This window comes from Psychrobacter sp. FME5 (genome assembly GCF_014861375.1).
Classification (GTDB): Bacteria; Pseudomonadota; Gammaproteobacteria; order Pseudomonadales; family Moraxellaceae; genus Psychrobacter.
The window spans coordinates 1-6,062 of record NZ_RRYX01000143.1 but is presented as its reverse complement, the minus strand read 5'-3'; the positions used below and the strand labels follow the sequence as shown (position 1 = coordinate 6,062).

General features: G+C 43.1%; 6 protein-coding genes. 3 read left to right on the top strand and 3 right to left on the bottom strand.

Annotated features, from left to right (window positions below; translation table 11 throughout):
* Nucleotides 1–131 (top strand): transposase (locus tag EI161_RS13035; RefSeq protein ID WP_192529714.1); only part of this gene is annotated, 131 nt, incomplete at its 5' end.
* A 162-nt stretch (nucleotides 132–293) separates the two neighbouring features.
* Nucleotides 294–506 carry a hypothetical protein gene (locus tag EI161_RS13030; protein WP_192520920.1) on the top strand — a complete coding sequence of 71 codons (213 nt, stop codon included), beginning with the start codon at nucleotides 294–296 and terminating at the stop codon, nucleotides 504–506.
* A gap of 19 nt (nucleotides 507–525) precedes the next feature.
* On the opposite strand, the gene EI161_RS13025 is transcribed toward EI161_RS13030, so the two are convergent.
* Nucleotides 526–1,152 (bottom strand): GNAT family N-acetyltransferase, encoded by a 627-nt coding sequence (locus EI161_RS13025; RefSeq protein ID WP_192523873.1) that lies wholly within the window; start codon nucleotides 1,150–1,152, stop codon nucleotides 526–528.
* Nucleotides 1,153–1,244: 92 nt separating this feature from the next.
* Nucleotides 1,245–2,882, bottom strand: coding sequence for an FAD-dependent oxidoreductase (locus EI161_RS13020; protein ID WP_192523874.1), 1,638 nt, complete (start codon nucleotides 2,880–2,882; stop codon nucleotides 1,245–1,247).
* Nucleotides 2,883–3,121: 239 nt separating this feature from the next.
* On the opposite strand from EI161_RS13020, the gene truD reads away from it, so the two are divergent.
* Nucleotides 3,122–4,360, top strand: coding sequence for a tRNA pseudouridine(13) synthase TruD (gene truD / locus EI161_RS13015; protein ID WP_192523875.1), 1,239 nt, complete (start codon nucleotides 3,122–3,124; stop codon nucleotides 4,358–4,360).
* 57 nt (nucleotides 4,361–4,417) lie between these two features.
* Here truD and EI161_RS13010 read toward each other — a convergent pair whose 3' ends face one another.
* Entirely contained in the window at nucleotides 4,418–5,875 is a 1,458-nt protein-coding gene (locus tag EI161_RS13010; RefSeq protein WP_192523876.1) for a GGDEF domain-containing protein, read from the bottom strand.
* Between the last annotated feature and the right edge of the window lie 187 nt (nucleotides 5,876–6,062).

Sequence of the window (6,062 nt, the reverse complement as noted above, 5' to 3'; positions counted from 1 at the left end):
CGAGGCACCTAATAGAGAACTTCTTTGCCAAGATTAAGCAGTATCGTGCGATTGCCACTCGCTATGATAAGTTAGCCAGTCATTTCCTTAGTGCCATTCACTTAGTTTCTTGTGTCGTTTGGCTTAATTGATGACACGCCCTAGGTGTGTTGATAAGTTTTCTGACGACGGTTAACAAAACCTAGCCACTTTAAGACCATTAAATGTATAAATGTGCTCATTGAGGATACGTCCTAATACAGACAGTACAATCAGGATACTGTTATGATGCGGTTAATAATGACCGTTGCGAGATGACTGTGTGGCAGATGTATTTTTTTATATTACCGATTGGTCTGGGTATTATGACATTAGTCGCCAGCCTGATTTGCCTGTTTGCTTACTTAATGTCCGATGATAATGCCACGCGCTTACCAGCTTTTAACTGGTTTAAGCGCTTAATTTTGGTGGCGTTTTTACTGCTGAGTGCTGGGCTGTTTATGACTTTTGGGGATTTTCAGAGTTAGTTTAAAATTAAGATAAGCCTTATTGACTAACGATTTTTTCTAACTCTAATAATTCCAAATCTTGGCGTTTGGGCTCGCCATTATTACCATCAATTGGAAACGGCATTTTATTGCCATTTAACTGATAACCACGACGCTGGTAATAAGACAATAGCTCAGGGCGGTGGCTTAAAATAGACATGGTCAGACGAATAGGTTTGTTATCAGATGCTTGTAGGTCTGATTGCAAATGGCGAGTGGCAAAAGTTTCTGCGGCCTGTAATAGTTGATGACCAACGCCATGCCCTTGCAGCTCAGGCAATACCGCAAACATGCCGATATAGGCTTTTTTATGACTGACACTTTGATTGCCGCCACTTTTGTTTAAGTCAGCATCAGTTTTTATGTCGACTGCGATACAGCCCAATAGCTCACCTGTTTCTGCGCCATCGCGTTGATCTGTCGTGGTTTTTGGATAAATAAAAACGTAATGTTTTGGGTCAGCGATGACGGCTGCAAGCTCAGCTTGAGTGGTTCGTATACCGCCCACTAAGCCTGCCTCATTGGTCCAGCCTTCGTCTTGCCGATAACAGCGGTTTAATAACTGCTCGAGTGCGCGAACGTCGTTAGCTTTAGCTTGACGTAAAAATACAGCATCTTTCTTCATATTGTTGGTTGTCCTTTTCCTATAGACATATTATTAAGGCTGACCTAAGTGAATAGACCAGCCTTAATAATAATACGTATCAGTTTTGACTACTAGCGCGATAATACATGGGCTTGCTCGATAATATCGAATCCTGAATTAAGCTGTGCACGCGTGGGCGCATGACCGCGGCGTAATAGCTCAGAGAAAGCAACCAACTCTTTGTCTCGACCTAGCGAGCTGGCGGCAGTCACCCGCGTGTCTTCGCCATCATCATCGAAGTAGTATTCGATATAATTTAGTGTATCAGGTGAGCCAAATAACAAATTGTTATCTGGTGAGGCCGCATGTCCGCTATAGCGTAGGCTTTTGCCATATTGCATCGTCCAAAAAAAAGGTATACGCTCCTCTAAGGAATCCACTTGCGCATCATTTAATATCGATGCTGCTGTCACAATGCCATGCTGCAATGCCACGCGCCAATGTTCGATACGCATGCGTCCCATTTGATTGGTGGCTTTGGCGATATCACCCAATGCATAAACGCCGTTACGTAGTTGCAAGTGATCATCAACCTGCACACCATCTGGGTCGTTTACTTCGCTGAATAGCTCTGTACGTGGAGACACACCAGTGCCTAAAATGACGATATCGGCATCTATTTGCTCACCATTTGCTAATTTAACGCCACCAACTTGCGAGAAGTTCTCTTTGCTATTATCAGTAGGTTTTTCAATTCCAGTAATTTCAGCAACGCTGGCATTAAAGACAAACTTAATACCTTTTTCTTCATGCAGCTTAATCAGCGCATTACTGACAGTTTCAGAGACAATATTGCCCATGACACGATTGTCTTGGCCGATAACGGTAATAGAGGCGGTCGTTCCTGCCTGCGCCAATGCTGAAGCGACTTCCATACCGATAAAACCTGTACCAACAACGACCACACGCTGGTCATGACTGGCAGCTTTAATCAATTTGGCATCATCCATACTACGTAGCGTATAAACGCCATCGAGAGTGGCACCTTTAAATGGTGGTATCTTTGGTTCAGCGCCTGTTGCCACGACTAAGAAATCGGCGGTATGTTTATCACTATTACCATTTTTATCTTTAACCACAATCGTACGTTCATTGGCCAATACCTCACTGACAGTTTGGTTTAAGCGCAAGTCAATATCATTTTTACTCGCCCAATCAGCACCGCCCAGTAGCAATTTATCCTCACCCATATTCCCTGCCAAAAAGGCTTTGGACAATAATGGACGGTTATAAGGGGCTTTATCATCGGCACTAATCACGGTAATCTTGCCACCATAGCCAGTATGACGTAACTGATTGGCAGTCATAAAGCCTGCTCCACCGCCGCCTACGATAATCGTATGAGTGTCGGTCATTTTGTCGTTTTTGAGCTGTTTGTCTATTTTAGCGGCTGTATTAACGGTTAAATTATCGCCATCATCTGTCAGCTCATATTGGGTCAAGCCTGTCATAGCAACCGGCTCTAATAACGTCCCATCACGACTGTCAAAAGTACCATGATGCCACGGGCAAATGACGCGGTTACCACAGCGTAGTCCATCGCCCAAATCTGCCCCTGCGTGCGGACATTTACCGTCAAATGCACTAAACTCATTCTCATCACGAGTGATTAAAATGATACTATCGTCATCCTGCTTATAGGATTTCATGCCACCACTTGGAATATCAGCTTTGCTAATGGTGACGGTGTTTATCATTGTATTGCTCATAAGTCATCCTTAACGGTTATAATTATTTCTGATTAAAACGTGTTGAGACAGTCATATCAAAGAAGTGACGCCTAATCAACCAAATCCCAATAAAATCATATTCATTGATAGTAGCAAGCCCACTACTCTCGCGGTGTGTTTTTGTATACCCACTGCGTTGCAAAACGTAATTTTTGGCTTTTTATCTCTAACGCTACCACCTACTTTTAAAATTAATCATCAAAACAAAAGACTAATTTATGACCTCTCAAGATAACACTGTAAACACTAACGAACTACCTAATAACGAAGCATTTGATGGCGCAAGTATCGATATTAGCGCCGCCACTGATACTGCCAAATTACCGCAGCCAATAATGCCACCTTTAAAACAAGCGACCTATAAAGCCCATACAGCAGACTTTATAGTCAATGAGATACTTCCATTCGATTTTACGGGTGAAGGTGAGCATTTATGGTTGCATATAGAAAAGTCTGGGATGAATACGGCCTATCTGGCCAAATTACTCTCAGAATGGGCAGAGATTACATTGCGTGATGTGGGTTTTTCAGGCTTAAAAGACCGCCATGCGCTGACGACCCAATGGTTTAGCCTGCGGCTACCCAAGAAGCAACTGCCAGAATCCACATTTGCACCAGTCGATATCGGAGAAAATGAGACCGTCACGATACTTGCGCAGCATTGGCATAACAAAAAGCTCAATCGCGGCACGCATCGCGCCAACCAATTTATCATTACACTGCGTGACATCCAGTTTGCAGACTTATCAATGCAAACGTCTGCACAGGATTTATCGGCTAAGCAAAGTACCAACAACAGTGTCGAGCAGCATTTAGTAAATATCAGTAAAAGTGGCATACCCAACTACTTCGGTCCGCAGCGTTTTGGACGTAACGGTAATAATATTAGAGAAGCTTTGGCACTGTTTGCGCGTCCAGCCCAAGAAAGTCGACCACAACCAAAAAAGAGCAAGCGTAAACGCGTACCGCGCGAGCAGAATTCGATGGAGCTGTCTGCTGCGCGTAGCTTGATATTTAATGAGATATTAGCAGCACGCGTACGTGATGGTAGCTGGAATACTGGACTGGCGGGCGAAGTCTTTAATCTCGATGGCTCAGGCTCGATATTTACTAGCGAAGAGCTAGATGAGACGTTACGCGTTCGCCTTGCCAGCGGTGATATTCATCCCACTGCCGTACTCTGGGGTACGGAGAACGATAAAGTCAGAGGTATGGCCGCAGCGCTTGAAAACGCTGTTGTGCAGCAAAGTCCACTATTAAGTCAGCTGGCAAATGGCTTAGAGAAGCGCAATGTTAAGGCGCAACGACGAGCGCTGCGCTTGCCTATCGAAGCATTATCTTGGGAATGGCATGATAAAGAAGATGAGCAGACGCTGGTGCTGAGCTTTACTTTGACGACGGGTAGTTTTGCTACCAGTGTCTTGGCAAGTTTGGTAGAAGAATTAAAGACACCATAATCAACTACTGAATAGCTAAATAGTTACTTATGAAAATAATAGCTGAGCGGTCATATACTAACTGCTGGCATAAGTGGCATTAACCGTATTTTCTTCTGCGGCTAGCATGTCGTTGGCACTGACAACTTGATTGCGACCACGATCTTTTGCTTCATATAAGGCTTTGTCTGCTGTACTGATTAGGCGCTGGCAAATGTCAGTGGGTAAATGCGCTGTTAACATATGATTGCTGGTGCGTTTTTTGCTGGGCGACTTGATGTTTTTTGGGTTAGATAGCTGAGTCGCTGCCTCTTTTTGCACCGATATTTCGTGCGCTTGTCTGAGGCAGGTTTGCTCATCATGGGTCAAAGTATACAATCCCAAACTGGCCGTTACATTAAAACTGATACCATTTTTGATATTGATGACATGTTTTGCAATACTTCGTTGTAGTTGTTGAGCAATTTTCATCGCGCTATCGTGTTTGGTATTTGGCAATACAATCAAAAACTCCTCACCACCGTAGCGACTCACAATCGCTTCATCAGTTAAAGACTGCAACAACGTCTGTGCGACCTCAACCAAAACCTGATCGCCCACGTCATGCCCATAGGTATCATTAATATCTTTAAACCAATCTAAATCTAACAAAACAACGCTGAAGTCCTGTTTATCTCCCATTCTCAGTAACGCTTGCTGCATCTGCCTCAAACCGTAACGACGGCTTTTTAGCTGCGTCAATTCATCTTGATTGGCGTGTTGTAAAATCTCCCTTTTACTGTCATCCAGTATCAATAACAGGGTGCGGAACATATAAACAATAAAAACGGCTTTGGGCAACGCTAAAAACACATGGGTAGAACGCCAAAAAAACGCTGATGAGCGCTGCAGCTCACTAATATTATTCCAATCTAAGGTGTTGTTTTCAAAAGTCAGAGCAGCCATGGCGTTTTCAATGGCCATGACCTCGTTATAATTTAAATAGCTATAAGTATCAAGGAGAGGATAAATAACCGTTAATTGGCGCAAGTTAGGTAAATGAATACCAAAATATGGTGATATGATCGCCGAAAGAATCAATAAAACTTGCAGTAAAAATATCCGCCAAACATAGCGACGTTTGATGAGCATCATGCCCAACATAGCGCCGCCAACCAGCGACACACCTGCAAACAAACTACTATAACCCACCATGACAATAACGATGGCAATATACACAGAATAAGGTAGCATTAAGAGAATTTGCCACTTATATAAGCGGTTATCATTATTCCCAGAACGAGACAAATGTTTGATTATGCCCAAAAAAAACAACCCTATTAAGGTTGTGCCCAACCATAACGGTGACAAAAGAGTGATATCTACATAATCACTAAGCGCGTCTTGCTGCCACCAGACAAACAAACACCATAGCCAATGTAAAGAGACTTCCATCAAAATAAATATAGCGAGCAGCGACGTTCTATCAACAGCTTGCCACTCAAAAATCATTCGTGAGAGCTTTCTGTAGCCTAGATGAGATATCGATACAGCCATAATGGGCTACCGCAAATAATGAAAGTTATTGAGCCAAAACCAACGCCACCAATCAAGAGTCATGAACTATAATAAACCCAAATGTACTCGTTTAGTGTGGCAATTTTCATTTTATTTATCTTAGATTAACACACCAAGTGCAACGCTAAATTATATTATAGAACACCTGATTGGGCGTTTTAAACCC